This is a genomic window from Mucilaginibacter pallidiroseus (genome assembly GCF_007846085.1).
Classification (GTDB): domain Bacteria; phylum Bacteroidota; class Bacteroidia; order Sphingobacteriales; family Sphingobacteriaceae; genus Mucilaginibacter; species Mucilaginibacter pallidiroseus.
Window position 1 is genome coordinate 25,766 of record NZ_VOEJ01000005.1, and the last position, 20,476, is coordinate 46,241.

At 39.1% G+C, this 20,476-nt stretch carries 16 protein-coding genes, 1 tRNA gene and 1 pseudogene; 12 read left to right on the forward strand and 6 right to left on the reverse strand.

Features of this window, described 5'->3' with window-relative positions; translation table 11 throughout:
• The first annotated feature begins 2 nt into the window (after positions 1-2).
• From FPZ43_RS11175 to FPZ43_RS11220, 10 genes and pseudogenes are all read left to right on the forward strand, one after another.
• The gene (locus FPZ43_RS11175) at positions 3-983 is read left to right on the forward strand and encodes a YihY/virulence factor BrkB family protein (protein WP_146382011.1); all 981 of its coding nucleotides are present in this window, start codon (positions 3-5) and stop codon (positions 981-983) included.
• 87 nt (positions 984-1,070) lie between these two features.
• Positions 1,071-1,155: transfer RNA gene (locus tag FPZ43_RS11180), tRNA-Ser, on the forward strand.
• A 364-nt stretch (positions 1,156-1,519) separates the two neighbouring features.
• Positions 1,520-2,323 (forward strand): alpha/beta hydrolase, encoded by an 804-nt coding sequence (locus FPZ43_RS11185; protein ID WP_146382012.1) that lies wholly within the window; start codon positions 1,520-1,522, stop codon positions 2,321-2,323.
• A 109-nt stretch (positions 2,324-2,432) separates the two neighbouring features.
• Positions 2,433-3,413: an NAD(P)H-binding protein gene (locus FPZ43_RS11190; RefSeq protein WP_146382013.1), complete on the forward strand. Its 981-nt coding sequence runs from the start codon at positions 2,433-2,435 to the stop codon at positions 3,411-3,413.
• The gene (locus FPZ43_RS11195; RefSeq protein WP_146382014.1) at positions 3,410-3,865 is read left to right on the forward strand and encodes a DUF2147 domain-containing protein; all 456 of its coding nucleotides are present in this window, start codon (positions 3,410-3,412) and stop codon (positions 3,863-3,865) included. Before FPZ43_RS11190 ends, FPZ43_RS11195 begins: the two co-directional genes overlap by 4 nt.
• Positions 3,866-3,892: 27 nt before the next feature.
• A complete protein-coding gene (locus tag FPZ43_RS11200) occupies positions 3,893-4,813 on the forward strand; it encodes a helix-turn-helix domain-containing protein (protein WP_146382015.1) in 921 nt (306 codons plus the stop codon).
• Positions 4,814-4,945: 132 nt separating this feature from the next.
• Positions 4,946-5,041: pseudogene (locus FPZ43_RS19725) on the forward strand (hypothetical protein); the annotation flags it as partial.
• 511 nt (positions 5,042-5,552) lie between these two features.
• A complete protein-coding gene (locus FPZ43_RS11210; RefSeq protein ID WP_146382016.1) occupies positions 5,553-6,485 on the forward strand; it encodes a histidine kinase dimerization/phospho-acceptor domain-containing protein in 933 nt (310 codons plus the stop codon).
• A 62-nt stretch (positions 6,486-6,547) separates the two neighbouring features.
• Positions 6,548-6,901 (forward strand): sensor histidine kinase, encoded by a 354-nt coding sequence (locus tag FPZ43_RS11215; protein ID WP_261381082.1) that lies wholly within the window; start codon positions 6,548-6,550, stop codon positions 6,899-6,901.
• A gap of 69 nt (positions 6,902-6,970) precedes the next feature.
• On the forward strand, positions 6,971-7,189 hold the full coding sequence (locus FPZ43_RS11220; RefSeq protein WP_146382018.1) for a hypothetical protein: 219 nt from the start codon (positions 6,971-6,973) through the stop codon (positions 7,187-7,189).
• Here the strand turns inward: FPZ43_RS11220 and FPZ43_RS19290 are convergent.
• Positions 7,181-7,318: a hypothetical protein gene (locus tag FPZ43_RS19290; RefSeq protein WP_186461818.1), complete on the reverse strand. Its 138-nt coding sequence runs from the start codon at positions 7,316-7,318 to the stop codon at positions 7,181-7,183. The two genes, FPZ43_RS11220 and FPZ43_RS19290, sit on opposite strands and share 9 nt — an antisense overlap.
• A 584-nt stretch (positions 7,319-7,902) precedes the next feature.
• On the opposite strand from FPZ43_RS19290, the gene FPZ43_RS11225 reads away from it, so the two are divergent.
• On the forward strand, positions 7,903-13,146 hold the full coding sequence (locus tag FPZ43_RS11225) for an Ig-like domain-containing protein (RefSeq protein ID WP_146382019.1): 5,244 nt from the start codon (positions 7,903-7,905) through the stop codon (positions 13,144-13,146).
• A gap of 419 nt (positions 13,147-13,565) precedes the next feature.
• On the opposite strand, the gene FPZ43_RS11230 is transcribed toward FPZ43_RS11225, so the two are convergent.
• Positions 13,566-13,940: a TetR/AcrR family transcriptional regulator gene (locus FPZ43_RS11230; RefSeq protein ID WP_146382020.1), complete on the reverse strand. Its 375-nt coding sequence runs from the start codon at positions 13,938-13,940 to the stop codon at positions 13,566-13,568.
• A 1,083-nt stretch (positions 13,941-15,023) separates the two neighbouring features.
• Positions 15,024-16,061 (reverse strand): acyltransferase family protein, encoded by a 1,038-nt coding sequence (locus tag FPZ43_RS19730; protein WP_146382021.1) that lies wholly within the window; start codon positions 16,059-16,061, stop codon positions 15,024-15,026.
• A gap of 491 nt (positions 16,062-16,552) precedes the next feature.
• On the opposite strand from FPZ43_RS19730, the gene FPZ43_RS11240 reads away from it, so the two are divergent.
• Complete coding sequence (locus FPZ43_RS11240) at positions 16,553-16,915, forward strand: hypothetical protein (protein ID WP_146382022.1); 363 nt, start codon at positions 16,553-16,555, stop codon at positions 16,913-16,915.
• Between the two features lie 750 nt (positions 16,916-17,665).
• Here the strand turns inward: FPZ43_RS11240 and FPZ43_RS11245 are convergent.
• The 3 genes from FPZ43_RS11245 to FPZ43_RS11255 all read right to left on the reverse strand — a co-directional run bounded on the left by FPZ43_RS11245 (position 17,666) and on the right by FPZ43_RS11255 (position 19,411).
• A complete protein-coding gene (locus FPZ43_RS11245; RefSeq protein WP_146382023.1) occupies positions 17,666-17,932 on the reverse strand; it encodes a hypothetical protein in 267 nt (88 codons plus the stop codon).
• A gap of 78 nt (positions 17,933-18,010) precedes the next feature.
• The gene (locus FPZ43_RS11250) at positions 18,011-18,652 is read right to left on the reverse strand and encodes a response regulator (protein ID WP_146382024.1); all 642 of its coding nucleotides are present in this window, start codon (positions 18,650-18,652) and stop codon (positions 18,011-18,013) included.
• Between the two features lie 399 nt (positions 18,653-19,051).
• Positions 19,052-19,411 (reverse strand): TetR/AcrR family transcriptional regulator, encoded by a 360-nt coding sequence (locus tag FPZ43_RS11255; protein ID WP_146382025.1) that lies wholly within the window; start codon positions 19,409-19,411, stop codon positions 19,052-19,054.
• Between the last annotated feature and the right edge of the window lie 1,065 nt (positions 19,412-20,476).

A 20,476-nucleotide genomic window follows, 5' to 3' on the forward strand; every position in this document is an offset into this window, starting at 1 on the left:
TAATGAAATGGGTGCACAATTTTTTATGCCGGTTCAGGTTTTACCAGCACCTTACCGACTGGGCCAAAACGGTTTATATACCCGGTTTTAGGCCGCTGCCGCTTTACACCGTTATTGTATTTTTTATTGAGGAGATACAGAAAACGTCGCTTACCAACAGGGCGGCCTCGTTGGCATATAACTTCATGCTGGCGTTGTTTCCTGCCATCATCTTCTTATTTACGCTGATAGCCTATATCCCGGTAGATCATTTTCAGGACGACCTATTAAGCATTTTCGAGCAAGTATTGCCTACCAATGCATATCTGGCCTTTCGCAGCACTATAGATGAGATAGTAAAAATTCAGAATGGCAAATTGCTTTCAGTTGGTTTTATAACAGCACTATACTTTGCCACAAACGGCGTAAGTAATTTGATGCAGGCCTTTAATAAGTCGTCCCTGATACTGGAAACACGTACCTGGCTTAAAAGGCGCTTTATAGCGCTTATTTTAACCGTTATCATCAGCATTGCATTACTCATAGCCATAGTAATAATGGTGGCGGGGCAAGCAGTAATTGTATTTTTGAAAGAGCGGTTGGATAGTGATGCGCATTTCTGGTTTTTGCTGATCGCATTTTCGCGATGGATAATTATACTGCTTATATTTTTTGTGAGTATTTGCATCCTTTATCGTTATGGGCCTTCCAACAAGCAAAAGTGGAAATTTATAAACCCCGGCTCCATATTGGCTACATCATTAGCCATATTAACTTCGGTGGGGTTTACTTATTACACCAACAACTTTTCGTCGTACAATAAAGTTTACGGATCTATAGGCACGCTGATAGTGGTTATGATTTATTTGTACCTAAATTCACTGATTTTACTCATCGGATTCGAATTAAATGCCAGTGTCGACCTCTCAAAACGCACCGTCAGGATCTCAAAACCGAGGTTTAACACGTTTAAATCGTCAAAAAATACCCAAATTGAAAAATAAGCGTTTGTGCTTCAATCCTTTACAGAAAAGTAAAAAAAAGTTAACTTGAAATTTGCCAATTCGGCCCGGATTTGTACTTTTGTCCCCGGAGAGTTGGCAGAGTGGTCGATTGCGGCAGTCTTGAAAACTGTTGACTGTAACAGGTCCTGGGGTTCGAATCCCTAACTCTCCGCTGATAATTATCAAAACGTTCAAAAACGCCTTAAATGCATCATTTAAGGCGTTTTTTGTTTCAAGACCTGCCCACATTATTCAATAATTCGCAACCATCTGGGAACCTAATCGGACCTGTACATGAAGCCAATAAACCGGTTCGTATGTTAGGCGCAATTCAGGATATTGATCGTCAAAAAACCTATAGCCAACTCTTGTAATACGTCATTCACTTCGCAGGCTAAGCTAAGCTCAGTGATATTGCAGGCATTGGATGTTCCGGGTTTTAAAGGGCTTGCCATAATTATTACTGTTCACTCACTTTTGGGTGAGTTATTGTTGATGGGTTGCTTTGAAACGAATTTTGCTCAAAATTAAAACGTATGAAATTGAGTAAAGTCAAAGCAAAAGCATTTTATATTCTGCTAATCATTACGGTTTCGTTTGCAAGGGTAAGCGGGCAAGCGATCCAGCAGCCACCGGTTTATGTACTGGTGCACGGCGCTTTCCATGGAGGATGGTGCTGGCAACGGGTAAGTAATGAATTAAGATCACATGGCGCGACCGTATACACACCAACCTTAAGCGGGTTAGCCGAACGACGGCATACCTTGCACAGAGACATTGATCTGGATACCCATATTACTGATATTGTAAATTATCTGATAGCCGAAGACCTGCATAATGTCATCTTAGTCGGTCACAGTTACGCAGGTGCGGTGATCGCAGGTGTGGCAGACAAAGTTCCTGAACGGCTATCGAAACTGGTTTTTCTGGACGCTATGTTGATGGAGAACGGGCAGAGTGCGCTGGACGTTAGCCCCGAAGATATTAAAGCGTACTTCATCAAAGCTGCCCGAGATCATGATCAGGGTTTAAGCATCCCATTTTTTACCAGCGACTTTTTCGGTGTGAAGAATGCACAGGACATAAAGTGGGTAAACGAGCGGTTAACGCCTCAGCCACTCAAGACCTTTACGCAACCGCTTAAGTTATTCCACCCATTCGGTAACCACAAGCAGCTTATTTATATAGCCTGCACGGCCCCTGAACTACGTGCGATAAAACCCTTTGCCGACAAAACTAGAGCCAACAAGGCCTGGAAATACATGGAGCTAAAAACCGGGCATGATGCCATGATAACAGCGCCTAAACAACTTGCAACAATGTTGATGCCTCTGAAGTAATGAGGTTTTCTCCGGAATATAAACGGTTTTGAACACACAATACGTGGATTTGAACACTTGCTGGTGATCCTGTAAACTGATCTTTGATTCATCAATAAATCAGTAAAAGATGAAAATTGTCGTAACGGGTTCATTAGGAAATATAAGTAAACCATTGGTGATGCAGTTGATAGCGCAAGGGCACGATGTGACAGTTATCAGCAGCTCCGAATCAAGGAAAGTTGAAATTGAAAGCTTAGGCGCAAAAGCTGCAATTGGTAAAATAAAAGATATTGCTTTTCTAAGCGACGCATTCGCAGGTCAGGATGCGGCTTATTGTATGATCCCCCCTTTCAACTTCTTCGCGGAAAAAAATCTTGATTACAGGAAGGAAACGTCAGGTATAGCTGATAACTATTTTCAGGCAATCCAAAAGGCTGGCATAAAAAAAGTTGTCCATTTAAGCAGTGTGGGTGCCGAAAAGGCGGCCGGAGCCGGTGTCTTGGATTTTCACTATCTGGCAGAAAGTATTTTGAAGAAACTCCCTTCAGACGTAGATGTGATCTACTTAAGGCCTGCATCGTTTGATTATAACCTGTATGCTTTTATGGATATGATAAAAGGCAACGGGTTTTTAAAAGGTATCATAGGCAAACTGCTTTACTTAAGACATTACGGTTTTGAGGGGCTGTTTAAAGGGTATTCCGGCATTATCTTATCAAATTATGGCGGAGATGATAAGATAGCCTGGGTATCTCCTATTGATATAGCAGCTGCAATTGCAGAAGAGATCACTGCTGATCGAAAAGGTAAAAGCGTAAGGTATGTGGCCAGTGACGAATTAACCTGTCAGGAAATAGCAACGATATTAGGGAATGCAATTGGTAAACCCTACTTAAAATGGGCGCTAATCAGCGATAAGCAGATGAACGATGCCTTCATCAAAATAGGTGCGTCTGAAACAAATGCAAAAGCATTTACAGAAATGAACGCAGCGATACATAATGGAAGCCTATTTGAAGAATACTTTAACAACAGACCAGCCAAATTAGGAAATGTTAAAATTAAAGATTTTGCGAATGACTTTGCTCTAAAATATAATGCACAATGAAAAAACTATTATTATCAATTCTCTTTCTATCATTTACAAAGATGTTATTTTCACAATCCAATGCTGATGATATTGTAGGTACCTGGTACAGTCCGGTAAAAGCCGGTAAAGTGCGCATCTATAAAAAGCAGCAAAAATATTTTGGTAATCTTGTTGAGCTGAAAGATTCCGTAGATAAGGAAGAAAAACCAGTGCTGGACGTTAATAATCCTGATGTGACAAAACGTAATAGCCCGCTGGTAGGTATCACTTTACTTAGTGATATCACCTATGATGCTCGGAAAAAAAGGTGGAAAGGTAAATTGTATGATTATGACGGAGGAAAAGGAAGGACCTTTGACTCCTACCTTACTATCACGCAAAGCGGTGATCTCAATATCAAGGGCTTTTGGGGATTGTCGTTCTTTGGTTTAAATCCGGGATTGACGCTGCAAAGGGTCGCTGAGAAATAGTTGTGCTATTAAAAATGTTTTAACACAATGCGTATGCAACAACCGTATAGAATAAGGACAATAAAAGAATATCACAAGATCTTAGGCATTGGCAGCCCGCAACATCCAATGGTAAGTGTCATCAATCTTAACGAGATCACACCTTACAAAGGCGAAGAAAATATTAAAGTGATCTTTGACTTTTATTTGATTTCACTTAAAAAAGTGGATGCTGGACGTGTTCATTTTGGTTATGGACAACAACAGTATGATTTTGATAACGGTGTATTGTTCTTCATCGCTCCCAACCAGGTTTTTACATTTAGCGCAGACCAGGATTTCAAAAGTTCAGGTGTAATGTTGCTCATTCATCCTGATATTCTTTGGGGATTCCCTTTATTGGAAGCAATTAAAAAATTTGAGTTCTTTAATTATGAAATTAATGAGGCTCTTTTTGTCTCTGAAAAAGAGGAGACGATACTGGTTAGTTTTATCAAAAATATTGAGCAGGAATACCATTCGCACATTGATAAATTCAGTGATGCCATTATCATTTCTCAAATTGAATCACTCCTCAGCTATGCTGACAGATTTTATACGCGCCAGTTTCTCACCCGTAAAAGATCCGGAAGCCAGCTACTCGATAAGTTAGAAAATTTACTCAATAATTATTTTGATGGAGACGACATTGCTAGAAAAGGGCTGCCGACCGTTCAATATGTGGCCGGGCTTTTGAATTGTTCGCCAAACTATCTGAGCGGCGTATTAAAAACGCACACGGGGCAAAATACGCAACAGCATATTCACAACAAGGTAGTTGAAAAAGCGAAAGAGAAACTGTCCATCACGACGCTCACCGTAAGTGAGATTGCTTTTGAACTGGGATTTGAATATCCACAATCTTTCAGCAAGCTATTCAAAAGCAAGACACAGCTCTCTCCGATAGCGTATCGGGCTTCTTTCAACTAATTTCAAAGCCACCATTCTATAATTGCTTCATGGCCCTGGCTGCGTAATTACCGGTTCTGCACGTCTTAAGCCTGCCCCCCTGGGTGCTTCTAGCTAAATAAAACAAGCGAACCTACAACTACCTTTCCTGTAAAGCGTAGCGGCACACCTGAAGAAATGGCGGGTAATTACTTATTTCTGGTAAGTGATGACTCAACATTCATAGTTGGAACTGAGATAGTGATATAAGGTGGCTGGCCGCAATTGTAATCAACGAACAGTAATAGAATAGTGTTATAATAATCACGTTGTTATGAAAGTTTTGGGTACTAAACAAATTATATCGTGAACCTCATCAAGTTCACTTTTTTTGTGTAGCGCCAACTGATGCTTATTGACAAAGCCGATTACTTAAGATGCGTGTGCAAGATTTTAATTACCTTTATCGAAATTTTTTTAATTACTTTAATACAAGTAGCACGATTAAAGTTTGATGCTATTTATTCTGATAAGTGAATACTACGCTCAAACCATCTTACTTACTGGCACTATTAACGGTATTAATAGGCACTTCCGCAATAGTTGGCTGGTATCTGCATATTCCTAGTTTATATACTTTCCTATCGCATGGTGCATCAATGAAATTCAACACTGCTTTTATAACAGTGTTATTAGGTGTATCAATCGCTCTAGCCATTAGTAGAAGGCAATTGTTAGCCAGTATCCTGGGCTTATTATCATAGTGTTCTGTTTGCTAACATTGGCAGAATACCTCTTAAACCGGGACCTTTATATTGATCAATTACTGTTCCCGGATAACCTTACCAATCCTCAGGCCGAACCTCCGGGTAGGATGTCATTATTTACCACTATTTCATTCGTTGTAATTACATTGGGTTTGCAGTTTGCGCTGATCAAAAAATATTTTACTGCACAAATTGTCATGATATTGGGATTACTCCTCACTTACATTTCCTTTGTAGGTGTTCTTTATAATATAAGCGGGCTATTTTCATTTGGCCCTTACTCGGCCATTGCGTTACCAACAACACTTGGCCTTATCAGCGCATCTCTTGCAAGTCTGTTCTATACGTCTGATAAGGGCTGGCTTAGTGAAATGGCTTACAGGCATTCAGCAGCGATAACCACACGATACTCGCTATTTTATTTTTTTCTTTCGGTACCTGTATTTATTGGCCTATTTCTCTTGATGCTTTCAAAAGCACGTTTACCTGCCGAGCTTGCTATAGTGATTCTTATTGTAGGTTTTGCTGCATTAACGCTGCCTTTTGCCTTCATCCTATTGAAAAAGCTTAACCGCTCTGATGAAAGGTCGCTAAGATTAACGGAAGAATTAAAGGAGCGCAGTAAACAGTTGCATTATAATAACGAGGAACTGGCTCGAAGTAATAAAGAGTTGGATAGCCTGATCCACATCATCAGCCATGACCTGAAAACACCTATAGCAGGGCTACAAACCTCGCTTGACATCCTGGAACGAAAGCTGGGCCCACAACTTGAGGAAAAGGAACTACAATTACTTGCGATCCCGAAAAGGTCCGTCAAACGGTTGAATGAGACTATCAGACGTCTTAGCGATATCATAAAAGCAAGACAATTTCAGGACATTGTGAAGGAGAAAATCGACTTATGTGGTTTAGTTGACGAGATCATTCCGAACTGCAGGTTTTAATTCGCGAAAACAATGCGCAAATAAATGTCAATATTGCGGAATGCGATGTTTATTATAAACGGATCCATTTACACAGCATCCTGCAAAATTTAATTACAAACGCGATAAAGTACCGACACCCGAACCGATTGCCAATTATTAGTATTGATGCGGAGCAAACGCATAACGAGATTAAAATAAGCGTGGCCGATAATGGCTTGGGTATTCCAAAAGGTAAACAGAAAGGCCTATTCAGTAAATACATGCGTTTCCATGAACATGTAGAAGGTACGGGCGTAGGGCTATACCTTGTTCAGCAATTACTTGGAAGCCATGGAGGATTTATCACGGTTGAAAGTGAAGAAGGTGAGGGCGCAACTTTTACTGTTTTTTTGCCATTAAAAGAAGTGCCCGCAAATAACAATAACAATCATTAGCAGCAGTCTTATTAAATTTCCGCGGATTCGACGGCTTTGAGGTTCCTTTTGTTAACCTCCGCTGCAATTTTGCCGCAACTGAGTAATGAGCAGGTAATGGTCTTAGGCATACTGAATAAAGGTCCGGCAGTATCGCTTCACTACCGTGCCGGGATATCAGCGGGAACCAACTTCCTGTGGGAAATCAACGGTTCTGATGGTGATATTGTCATTACAGGCGGATTAGGTCATAATCAATTGACACCAGTGACTATTCAATTTGCTGTTCGCGGGCAGGAGCTAAAATAATTGCAAATTCCTGTGAAAGAATTTAGCAGGCCCGATCAACCTGTCCGCGGCGTCTATGTTGCCTATTTGCAAGGGCGCGATGTCTTTTAACTGCTCATTCTCGCTTTCTTTAACAAAGGCGCTGCTCATGATATTTATTTTAGACACGAAAGCCCCGTTAAACTGGGCTTCGCGCTTGTTTAATGTTAGAACTATTTGATCTTTTTTTCGATGGCGGTGCGCTGATTACCCGCTTATTATTTGCCGTCTCTTGCCGCCTGCTGGCTGATACCTTCTTTATGCGCCTCATACTTAATCTCGTGTGGCTGATCCGATACCGCATTCCTCTCCACTTTACTTCCCCTTGTGCTCATAGGTATATGATTTTTTCTTATTAATTAGCAAAGTTTATCACAAATGATTTTTAGCCCATGTATATAGGACTGTTTCATTGATGTTTTAACCTGAGTACAGGCCTGCGAGGAAGATACTACAAAGTCACAAATCAGTATTAAGATTACCAGAGCAGATCTATTGTTACTTTCCTCATTTAATACATCCTAAAATTGGCGTTTCTCATGAGTTTGCCACTATTGCGCATAATACATCAAATTGGTAAACAACAAGTTGATGAGTGCTGATAACAGAAGTTCAAGGCATACTTTTGCCCATGTATTACGGGCAACAAATACTCTCGTACTACCTTTCACCCCTGACTTTGTCTATCAACTAACATGAAAAAAGGATTAATGCTTTTCACCGCACTGTTCATGAGTGCAAAAGTATTTAGTAGTGAGTATGTTATTGCACCTAAATCGCATAATCCTCAACCAGACACTTGCAAACCCACAAGTACCTTATCCTGCGCGGATGTTAAGGTTGCATTACCCTTTAGCCTATCTTTTGATACGCCAGCGAGCGGAACCATTTTAGATAAAAATGGCTTAGGTACTGGCTTTAGAACTGTAAATACTTACTCCGGCGCCCGGCTGTCCGAAGATGGGCAGACACCAATTCCAGGCGTACCAGGATATGATCCCTCAAAAATCACACTTGCAGCCGGCCGACTGCAGATAGTGGCAAACAAAGGGATAGACTATCTAAAAAACAATAACCAACTAAACTTACTTGGTGTACAAATACAATCAGGTGGAAAACTACAATTAGACGTAAAAGTAATCAATCCATATAACGGCACCCAGTCGCAGCAGGCAGGTATTTGGTTTGGCTTAAACGATAAAACTTACATTAAATTAGGTGTTACAGGCAATAAGGTGGAGCTACGGAAAGAGTATAACGATATATCATCTACGACAAGTGGAAGCGCCAACCCCGACCAGCGTATCACGGGCGTGATCAGCGGGCTTAACACTAACACTGTATGGCTCCGGCTCTTAATTGATTCTGTGTCACAAACGGCTGAGGGTTTCTATTCAACCAACGGCAGCGACTACACAAGTTCCGGTAAAACCGGCTATACGAATGCGAGTGTCTCCACTTCGGAAATGGGAATCACCTCCGGAACAGTATACGCAGGCTTATTTGCATCGTACCGGAACGGAACCAATCCTGTCACTTATACCTTCGATGACTTTAGTATTCAATCCGTTGTGATACCTCCGTTTCATGGCTGTGCCCCTATAAGTACGTTGCCATGTGCATCGCTACAAATAAATTTGCCTTTAGCACTTTCATTTGACCAACCAATAGGCGGCACTATCAACGATAAGAATAGCCAAGGCACAGGTTTTACCACAGTAAATACACTGTCTGGTACACGTAACGCTGCGGATGGTCAGCTTTCGGTTAAGCAGATTCCGGGATACGAACCATCCAAAATTAAGTTAGCCGGCGGTCAGTTGCAATTGGTAGCCAACAAAGGTATAGATTATCTGACAAACAATAATCAACTTAATCTGCTGGGTGTTCAGGTTGCCGCTAGGGGACGCCTTCAACTGGACGTAAAAGTCATTAAACCTTACAATGGTACGCAATCACAGCAAGCTGGGCTTTGGTATGGGTTAAATGATAAAACCTACATCAAACTCGGCATCACCGGCAATAAAGTGGAATTGCGGCGAGAATTAAACGATATATCATCAACCGTGGTAGGATCCTTAAATCCCGACCAGCGCATTACCAATGCTATAAGCGGGCTAAACACAGATACAGTTTCACTTAGGCTGGTTATCGATTCGCTCTCCCAAACTGCCGAGGGCTTTTATTCAACAAATGGTACCACTTATACCAGCACAGGTAAAACCGGTTATGCACGCCCTGGTGTCGACATTTCGGGAATGGGTGTTACGTCAACTATAGTAACAGCCGGTATTTTCGCCTCCTATCGTAATGGAACAAGCCCGGTAAATTATTACTTTGATGACTTTGCAGTATCCGATGTCTCTCCAACACAACGAAAGCTGAGCTTCTCGAAAGATACATTAAATTTTACGGTTATCCGGTCCGGACAGGTCATACCACAATCAGTTAACTTAATTACGACGCCCGCTACTTTGGCCTTTACATTAACAAAAACTGAGGCAAGCTGGCTTTCATTGCCATCTAATCCGACATCGACCTTAACTTTAGGCGCAGAAAATATTAATGCTGCCGTCCCCCCCGGCAACTATCAGGCGCTTATCACCGGCACGGCAGACGGGTACACACCAGCAAGCCTATTGATAAACCTAAATGTAATAGAAGGCATTAATAATAAAGCTATCAACGTTAATTTTCAAGCCGCGCAAACCGTACCACCTGTAGAGTATGTTGTAGATTACGGGCAGGCTTATGGTGAGCGTACAAGTACAAGCCAAAGTGTGGGCTTAGTCTATGGCTGGAGAAAAAGGACAGATAATACGCCAATCAATCTGATCGGCAACGGTCGATTACGTACCCTGCCGGAAGATATTTTGCTGGCAACCCTATTTCACATGCAGCCTAACCATATACCCGGTAACTTTTCTGGCATAAAAACGGAGGGGTACTGGGAATTAAAAGTACCTAACGGTACCTATGATGCAACTGTATCCGTTGGAGACGGCACGGTTTCGAGCAGCCCAGAGATACATACCCTGAATATAGAGGGTGTAAATGCAATAAACCAATTTGTACCTAAAGGAAAGGCCGGCGACATTGGAAGATTCAGTTCTAATACCATACGGGTTACTGTAGCCGATGAAAATTTAACAATCGATGCCGACGGTGGAACGAATACAAAGATCAATTTTGCCAGTATTATTCCGGTCACTACAGCACCCTACCTTTATTGGGCAGCAGCCAATCAAAATATCACGATAGAAAAAGGCACAACTCTGAATAAGTCATTTTCCGTTGTACTAGGTAGCTCCGATAATTTAGCCAACGCCTATTCCGTAACAGCAACATACACAACTAATGCAGCACCATGGCTTACTTTTAACTCGTCGCCGTCAGGCATTCAGCCGGCTATCAGCTTTAATTACTCGTCAGCCAACGCTCTTCCGTTAGGCACCTATTACGCTAAAATAAAGGCAACATCCGGAGCGTATTCCAGCGCAACGTTTACCATTCAGCTAAACGTTGTTGACGGTACGAAACCCTATGTCATTTCCTCCAATCCGTCAAACGCCTCTATAAATGTCAGCCTTACAACCGTTAGTATTGCGGCTAACAATTTGCATGTACCACCTGTGGAAGGCTTTCCAGGCGGCGTTGATAATGCCAGTATTAATGACACCACCGTAGTGCTTTATAAATACACAGATACAGCGATGGAAAAGGTATTAGGCACAGTACAGGGTACTGGTGGTGGCGATGCCATAAGCTTTTCGCCAAAAAGTAGTTTGGAAGCCAACACAAGGTACAAATTTGTTATAACCTCAAATGTAAAATCTTATTCCGGGGCTGCCTTTGCACCCTTTGAAGCAACGTTTACAACCGATGCTGCAAAAATTGATTCGAGCCAGTTCCTATATGCTCAATTTAAGAAAGTTGCCATTCCAGGCACTCAGAATATTAAATACTCGTCGTTGACATTCGGTCCCGATAACAAATTTTATGCGCTTAGGCTCAACGGTATTATTGAACGATACGACGTTAACCATGATGATGGTTCACTATCTAATAAAAAAACTATTAGTACACTTTATAATAAGTACGGCGAGCGCACAGCTATTGGTCTAGCATTTGATCCCCGTTCTACGTCAAGTCATAATATTTTGTGGGTAACGCACAGCTCCGGGGGCTTTGCCAATGCACCAGCTTTTGATGGCAATATATCCCGCTTGGAGGGTGATAGTTTACAAATAGAGACGCTTATGGTTACAAAGCTTCCGCGCTCAACCAGAGATCACATGGTTAATAGCCTGGCGTTTGGCCCGGATAGCGCTTTATATTTTTGCCAGGGCAGCAACAGTTCTGCCGGGGAATATGATAACGATTGGCAACGTAAAGAAAGCTTACTGGCTGGTACGGTAATGCGTTTAGATATAAATAAATTAAATGGCTTTTCATTGCCGCTTAACGTGCAAACAAGCGCTGATCAGGCGGTGATCAACAGCGCGCCGGCTGCATTGGCAACCATGAGCGACGGTACCTACAACCCTTACGGCATTGTTTCACCACTGACCATTTATGCTTCAGGCGTGCGTAACGCATATGACCTTGTATGGCATTCAAACGGCCAGTTGTATGTACCAACCAACGGGTCTGGAGGGGGTGGTAATTCGCCAGCCTCTGTGAACGGTACCAGGAGGCCCGACGGCACTTTTTATAACGGACCGATGATTCCCGCCACCAATAATATTAAAGTGCAGGACGACTGGTTATTCAGGGTTAATCCGGAAATGCCGGTGGGATATTACGGCCACCCTAACCCCCTTCGTGGTGAATACGTGATTAACCGGGGTTATGCTGATAATCCGTTATACTCGCCAGCTATAGTGGCAGATACACGTTACAGGCCTGCGTTTGATTTTGGCTTGAATCATTCGCCTAATGGTGCTTTAGAATATAAAAGCAGCAATTTTAATGGTGCTCTTAAAGGCAAATTGTTAGTTTGCCGTTTTAGCGGCGGTGGTGATATTATTGTATTGGAATTGGGATCAAGTATCAAAATTGATAGTGCCGGTAGCAATGGGCAAGCTTACGACATAATTAAATCAACAACAGGATCGGGTAACATGGGGCTTGTAGGGATGTCGGGCTTTACGAACCCGCTGGATATTGTAGAGGATGTTACTAACGGCAACCTCTACGTCATAGAATATAACTGGAATGACAATACTAATCTTACCGGACAAATAACGTTGCTAAAAGCACAAGATCAGCCCATTAAACCAATGGGGGTGCTTGCTGTTGCTGCCAGTCCGGAGATTACTGACAGCAAATCGATGAATAAGAGTCATTGGATAACTATAATGAACAAGGGTGAAGGTATTTTAAAAGTAAAATCAATTCAGCTATATGGTGAAGGAGCTCCGGCTTTTAAAATTGCAGGTGTACCGTTGCCCACTAATAACGAACCGTTAGCGTTACAAAAAAATAGTGCCCTATCGTTCCGACTAAATGTGACGGGGAAGTGGCTAAGTAGGGCAATGGCTAACCTACGTATTACAACTGTTGAAGACAGCGTAAAAGAGTTGCATTTCAGCCACAGAACGGCGGCAATCGATACGCCCACTAATGAGGTCACTAAGACAACTGGATATACCGAAGTTAGCAAAACCGAACGCAAACTTTTGGTATATCCAAACCCCAGCAACGGTGCCCCTATATTTATTAATCTTAAAAACTTTAATAAAAACGAAGCGGTAAGCTTGTTGCTTTACGACGGGAACGGGCGCTTATTGAAAACGATAAGAGCCGTTACGGATTTGAATGGTGAATTTAATACAACGTTTACCATAGAAAAGCAAAACGAATCAGGAAGTTTTTATATAGTAAGGGCTGTTTATGCCTCAGGTTCAAAATATGCAAAACTCATTGTAACACGCTAAACAACATCAGCATGAACTCAGCCTGCCGATTTACGATGTAAATAACTAATCTTACGCTAACCTTTGTTAATCGATACTATGTATTTGCTCCACTAGATCGATAGAAAGCCAAACTTAAACCATTCCTAATCGACTAACTATACAGCATGGGACCGCTAAAATAAATTTTAAAAGAGCTCACGAAGACTTGAAAAAGCTGGAGGAATACATATCTTGCATAAAATAGGGCTTATTCCTGAGATATGATTCATCAAACGCCGATGTGCAATAAAGCATGCGAGCATTTCTACACGAAACTTAGGCGAAATCATGAAAATCAGACGGCTGACATGCCGGGTGGCATTTATTATTAACTGAAGACAACGCTTAATTAAACGTTATCTTCAGCCATAAACCCACAAGTATTTAAAACGATAAAACTAGCTTAAACATAAACTATCATTTTTAGTAACGCACCTTAACAGTAGTTGCTGATGCTTTTCCAACAGGTCAATGTATTTATCTTTCCAAAGCTCATCTTCGATTGATTGATTTTGAGCACTGATTGAGTTTGGAGAATATTGCTTAATTGGAACATCAAATTCTTCGGATGTAAAATATTCCGGGAATTCGCTACTAAAATCATGTCTGATAACTCTTCCAATTTTTAAAATCACCTCATATTTGAGGTGCTTATTTTGAAAGTAGTTATATATTGATCTTCTATTTACATTTAGAGCTTGAGCGAGCTCAGTAATGCTAAAACCGTTTTTCCTTACCAGGTATTCGGTTATTTGCCCGTTGTGTTTTTCCATGTTAGTGTGTAACAAACATAGCAATTAATGCCACTTAAACTTTATACATTTCCGCCAGCTGAAAGCACTTTAACAACTATTAGTTAATACCTAGTGTTATATTTACAACAACAACCATTCAAATTGTATTATTAAGATAAAACCAATACACAAAATTAACCTGCCTTACCTATAAGAGAAGGCCATTGTAACAATCGTGGTACAATTAATTTTTGGTTAAATAAAAACGAAAATAGTTCCTAACAATTGCTCACCTTTACATTAATCTCAGAACGGGGGTTCTTTGATCAAGATTTAAACTTCTTAGCTGTAGTAGGCTTGGAAGTTTTTTTGTTTAAGACAACTTTTGACAAGGTGCGTCGTATAAAAGTTAAATTTTGATTAGAAGCCCTAAATTGCCTGGCTTAGCGGCCGGGCTTTTTATGCCTGATGAAATTGTAATTAATCTGAACGTTTTTAATCCAATTTGTCTGATTAACTATCCAATTACCCATCTCGTCAAAAATCAAGCGTTACACTTAAGACGATCTGACTTTTTTTATACCGTTGTTGACAGAGGCATTCAATTGAACCTACATGTTAAAGGGGCAAAGTTATCAAGACTACGCTACTTGATTGCATTTAGCACTACCCTATCAAACGCCGTTAATATTTCTTTGTAAAGACATCCATGAATCAGGAAATCTTTCTGCGCCGATGTTAGGCAACTATAGGGTGAATTGTTTGACTGATATGAATAGTTAGCTAGTTGATTGCTAGCGAAAGCTCTCATATCCGCTTCACAAACCTAAAAACTCCCTGTTTTACCCAAAAGTATGATGTCTAAATGCAAATAAAGAAAACACACTTTGCAAAAAAGATATTTTTAGGAATTGGATTATCATGATAAGATTAATCCAACTTGAAAGCAATCATTTCGGGCGCACAAAAACTGGACGTATTAGGAATGCGATTAATGTACAGATTCCGTACTGGGCAGCATGTACCCATTACTGACGCAAAATTAAGCGAGAGATTTGTTGACTAAATGCCAGTACACATGGGGGACTGGGTTGTCCGGATTTCAGATTATTCAAGTCAAAATCATCCGGTAAACATTAACCGGATGTATTGCTTTGTCCGGTTTCCGCTAAAAAGCAACAGCGATTTGGACACCATAGACAATTGTAAAAAGCAGCATATTACTGATGCTGTATATATAAATGCGTAACTAAGTAACAAGTTAGGAATTTGCTCTTTGATATTAATCTTAATAAATATGATATGATAAAAATATATCCATAAAGAATTCCTGGAGATAAAACGTATTAGAAGGTTTAAAGTTGGCCAGGAGGCTATAACTTTATGCGCAGTTGGACTAATCAAATAACAGATAATGCAAAGCATTAGGCTGTAACTTAAATAATATAGTTGTGGCGGATATTTAAAATGTTGCGTTGCGGGGATAGAGCCTGTTATATGTAGGAAATAAAACGCGTATCCAATAAATAATAATATTGCACTAATTAATACATAACATATTTGATTCAAGTTGAATGATAAGAGCCTTGTTCCTAAACTGAAGATCAATGTGTAGAAAATGCCATAGAATACTATTGAACTGAAGTATAAATAATGTTTAGCCCCAAGAATCACCTTCCATTCAATCAGTAAAAGGAACTCATAACTTAAAAAACAGCAGAGTAGTATGATCAGGTAAGTATTATTACTTCTCAGCTTTTTATTGAAGCGATCAACTAGGGGGGCTAAGGCTGATGTTATTATAAAAACCCGAAAAATCCAGACAAAGCCAATACCCGAAATGAATGTATAACTGTGAAAAACGTTGGCAAACGTTAGTTTATCAAATTTTAACTCAAACATTGTTAAGCATAAAAAGTATAAGGTAAGGAATGTCCACGCTGGATATACCAATCTTTTTACACGCTTTGCAACAAAATCAATAGGATTAAGCTTTTTTGGCTGAAGTGAATGCGTTAACCCCGAAACAAGTACCATTAGCGGTACGTCAAAATTGCGCAACTGAAATAACCATGGTGGTGGATATAAATGGGCGAGTATAATAAGTGATAAGCCTAAAAACCTGAGAAAATCAATAACCTCATTACGGTCAGTCTGCATATTTATATCGGATAAGTTAAGTCTTTGGTCAAAAATATTTAAATAAGCGGCCGGTTGTAACCGTTATGTCATTATGGTCAATTTTTGTAAACTATGCTCATAAAAAGGACATGCCCTGTGCGCAGTCTATAGCCACGAAGTAGTTGTACTTGCTTAAATTGCAACACATCAAGCAGTGTATGGGATACTACAAGTAAAGCCACTGCGTTACAAAAAAGTGCCTGCGAAGGATTGGAGATTACATGATTGAGGGAATGTATACACTGTGTACGTTAAACACTTCATATTAAAGGGTCATGTTTACGTGTATATTATAGAATATAAAGAATTGCAATTTCTCACTATTTGAACATAATTGACATCTGTCGAACCCGTCCTATAGGTAATTTTAAAATTATGAGTGTGAATTTGTGGGAATATTGTTGTCAACTTCATTTTGATCGATAAATGTGGCATTGCTTTGGTGGATGTGTGATCATCAACACTAAACAATGAACAATTACCACCACGGCCAATTAGTAGAGTATACTATAAGAAAAAATGGTTACAATTTAACAGACTTAGCAAATAAGCTCAACGTTAACCGAAGAACGATATACAATTGGTTTCAACAACCTAACCTTAAAATCTCTATCATTATTGCCATTGGCAATGTTATAAGACATGATTTTTCTCAGGATTTACCGGGCATATTAGAGGATAAAGACTTCAGCTTTAATAGGCCTGTAGTAAAAAGCTATAATAAGTCGAATGAGAACGACTGGATGGATAAATACTTGACGTTGTTGGAACAGTACAATAAAGTTTTAACGGCAATGGTTGATGACCAAGAAAAACCCATGCTTGTTATGTAATGGTGCATATTGATTTGCATTCATTACACATTCACAAGTTTCGGTAGTCTGACCAATGCTTAGTCAATCAGTAAGCACTTTTGAGGCTGCTTTATGGTAACGCTGAGTTCGTTGGTTAACACATGCGGAGGCAGAACTTAACTGAATCTGATGATAAATATAATTTTAACATTAGATTTAGTTAATACGCAAAAGCAAAGGAAGATCATTCATAAAGCACAATCATATTTGGCACAACTGGGAAACACGGACCAATAGCGTCTGAATGGTGTGGTCCGCGCTGTTGAAGATCTAATAGCCCATCCAACATTTCGCGATGTAACTGGACTTTCAACTTTGACTGGTAAAAGTCCGTATGTATTGATGTCGCTTAAAACATATTTAGGCGAATTTCTTATATACCATCTTTGAAAAGAAGTGAAACTTTTTCAACTGCACCGCCATAAAGTGGAGAACAATTAAAAAAGAGAGAGGAAATAATAAAAATCCACATTTACAAACGAAACACCTCTGATACCGACCACAACAGTTATGTAATTGTCAAATTCGCGAAACTTAAGTACATAAATCCGATGACCCTGCAAAATTTTGCCTAAATTATAAGGTAAGTAACACTATGAATATTGACAAACAAATTGATAATGTGGATAGTACAAAATAATGCTCGGATATTAACAAATAAAGTTGATTGATAACCAACAGAGCAACCGCAAACTTGAATTGTTATAAATTGTTCTATATCGATGTCTCTTAATTAGTAATTGTTCGTTTAGCATATTGGACGTTACTCGGGAAAAGCAGATCCTGTAGGCTCGTGTCTCCATCCATCCAACTCCTGGCGTCCATAGCCGATTGCCAAAGTACATTATCCGGGCTGTTCATTAACAACTCCTCGTCTGTTAAGTAAGCTGAGTTGATCCACGCTATAGATCTTTTTAATCTAATGACATCCAGCATGATTTTTATCTTGGCAATGTTGTCATTTCCAAATGCATCATATGGTGAACACTTAAGCATGTTTTCTTCTAATTCTAATACCGACTTTTCAATTTCCTGTTCACTTCTTATCATGGACACAATTATTAGTGTTTTTACTTACAAAATAGATGCCACCTCATCTCTATTTACTGGTTTGGTTAGTATATCGCTTACCAAAGGATGCGCTTTGTATCGTTCGATTTCGGAATGGAAAATAGACGACGTGAGAACATGTATTTTGATCTGACGAAGCGGATCAATGTTTAACCGATGAAATTGTTCCAAAAAATGTCCACCATTCATAATCGGCATTTGCAAATCAAGGAATATGTGCTTCGGCAGTTTATCAGGACTATTAAAACAAAGTTCTAATAATTTATTTATGGCCAACTCACCATTAGCAAATGTATTAAGTTCTACGTTAACTAACAATTGTTTCAGCGTCAGTTTAAAAACCTGTATATCCATCTCCGAATCGTCAATCAAAAAGACTGATGCATAATCATTTAAAGCTGAGTCAATCTTATGGTTGTTGATATATATTTCTCGTGCAAGTCGATCTTCTTCGGGAAATTCTAAAGAAAAATCATGTTCGATAAGCCGCCCTATTGTTGCAATAACTGCCCACTTTAAATTGGGATTTGATAGTAGCCTATCAACAGTTATCTTATTTAAACTCAATAAAGCTGATAAACTTTCGGCTTTTAAACCTTTACGAATTAAAACCTTTTTTACGATCTCTCCATTATGCTTTTCCATTGTAACAGGCTATCAGGAATTAATTGACCCACAGGTTCACTTATAAGGCAATTTTTTGTGTGAAGTTAGCACTTTCCTTAAATTATAAATAAACTTAGTACTGATTTGTTTGGACAAAACAACACTAAATAGTAAATGTCAAAATTTGACAAATAGAATAGGTATACATAATCGCAGCCAACATTTGCATCAGATAAACCTACTCATAATGAATGCTTAAAACGTGAGTTAGTTTGAACTATAATGCGGAAGTACATTTTAACGGAGTATGCCAAAATCACATCGACTCAAATCCATGTATAAGCACAAATGCCCTTGTAGAGATAGCAGTTGTAGGTTATTGAATGTCTCGATTAAACAGATTTGATAAGTGGTCAATCAATAGGTCTAAAATAGCCATTAATTAATTGTTTTTTCTATCTGCTTACTCAACAGATTGCTGTATTGCTCTAGTAAATCAATATACTTATCCTTCCATACATCCTCATTTATGGGTGAACTAACAGGAGTTGGGGTGGCGCTAATTGCGCCAATTGGAAATGTAAATTCGTTTGAACCGAATAATTCAGGAAACTCGTTACTAAAGTCGTGCCGAATGACAATACCTATTCTAAAAATTATTTCTGACTTAAGATACTTATTTTGAAAATAATTGTAAACAGATCTTCTGTTAACATTTAACTCTTTTGCAAGGTCAGTAATACTATAACCGTATTTCCTTACCAAGTATTCAATTATCTGCCCGTTATGTTTTTCCATGATAGTGTAGTGTATCCGAATTTAATGAAATTAAATCTTATCCACGTAAAATTATAGCTCTTAGTTGTGGATTTCATAATTAAAAACCACAATTGTTAAAAAAAAACCAATTAATTAGAATCAATCTTAATAAACTGATAAACATTTACTTTTATTATAGAATAGCAAAAAAATTAACTTCACTTAATTGGCACTTTAGGTATAATCAATTACATTAATTTTCACTAATTAGGAAACGAGACATATTTAATTAGGATTTACACATCTTGGAGAACTAATACTCAAAAGTTTTCTTCTTTAAAAAATTTAGGTTAATCCTAGCCCGTCAATTCCACCTATGTAATCGTTATAACTTTTCGGATGCTGAAGTGCTCAGTTAAAACATTCAGACACTTCGTGATTTTTGCGTTATTACTTTATTATATATTCTATAAAATGGAATACACTTCAATTATTGCTAAACACCAAACAGGCGCTTTTATAAATAAATTGTATACAATATCGAGAAAAATTAGCTCACTGTTTAACCTTCAGTAATGCCTATCGTAAGGCATAGCTTTGAAATCTATTTAAATTCGCTGAGCTTTCAAAAATAGCCTACAATATAACAGAACGTTCCATCCTACGCAATGAGGGTACGGTTTATGCTTAAAAATTGTGTGTACTGCACCAGATATCCAAATGGCGCCATATTCTTTAACAACTAATGCAAAATAGTGTGGCTACAAGAATTGATGAATTGCTTTAGGATAGAGCGATATCTCTAGATAATTATAATCGACCAATTAATAGCGTAATTTAATTTTTCAATTTTGAACATTGTGCATGATGTATACCTAAATGTGCAATTAAAAATTCAATCTGCAAGCTATATTTGTTCAACCAATTATAATTAATTATGGGGCTTCAAATCCCTGCTTCCAAAAAAATTTCCTTTGAAAGGAGAGGCCATGTAGCAACCAATGCAATAGCTATTTGTTCTCTTCTTTCAAGGAATTGGAAAGCAACGGCAGTTACAGCTAATTGATTACATTTAATTCACCAACGCCCTGAAAAATTGTACTT